1 pseudogene is annotated in these 764 nt (G+C 61.4%); it reads right to left on the bottom strand.

From position 1 onward, the window contains the following. A pseudogene (locus HMPREF3151_RS04910) lies at nucleotides 1–619 on the bottom strand (Trp family transcriptional regulator); the annotation flags it as partial. Between the last annotated feature and the right edge of the window lie 145 nt (nucleotides 620–764).

The following is a 764-nucleotide window of genomic DNA, read 5'->3' on the forward strand; positions in this document are numbered from 1 at the left end:
CAACCTCAGGCACGCCCCCGAAGTAGGCGAACGCGTGGTGGTGGGCATCAAGCCAGGAATGCTGGCGCTCATCCGGACATGCGAGGGCAAAAATCATCCCTGAATACGGCATTGAGGCGACAAACACGCTGACCTTCACCCCCGGTGCGCCGTCAGGGTCGAACAGGCGCATCTTGGTGCCTGCCCAATCCACCTGCATCGTGTGCCCCGGAGTGTGGGTGATGCGTGCGGTCAAACCAGCCGCATCGACATGCGACGCCACCAGCTGGCGAAACCGGTCGTAGCTGTAATGAAGCTGGCCCGGTAAAGCTGGAGTGGTGGTGTAGCGTGCCCACAGCACTTGCAGTGTCTGCTTGTGACGCCCCGTGCGGGCTTTGACCACCGCATCGAAATCGATGGGGACAAACTCGCCCTGGCCGGTGCTGCGCCCATCTACGAATAACTCGTCGAGCTCATCATCCGTCAGCGCCAAAACCTGGTCGACGGTGCGAATCCCAAGGGATCGAAGCACCTGGTTCGACCGGGAAATCGTGCGGTGCGAGCACCCGAGCTGTTGTTCAATCTGGCGGTACGAACGCTGCTGCACAAGCAGCTTCATCACCGCCCGGTAATCCGTCATCAGCGGACTCCTTCCGGTAACCGGCTACACCCCTGTGGCGCAACCACCCGAAAGCATCACCCGCCACCGCCAACCCCGCTACCGGATACCCACTGAACCGCTACCCGAAAGTCACCACACCGCTACCAACTAGCCGGTCGCAACA

The sequence above is a fragment of the Corynebacterium sp. HMSC05H05 genome (assembly GCF_001807265.1).
Classification (GTDB): domain Bacteria; phylum Actinomycetota; class Actinomycetes; order Mycobacteriales; family Mycobacteriaceae; genus Corynebacterium.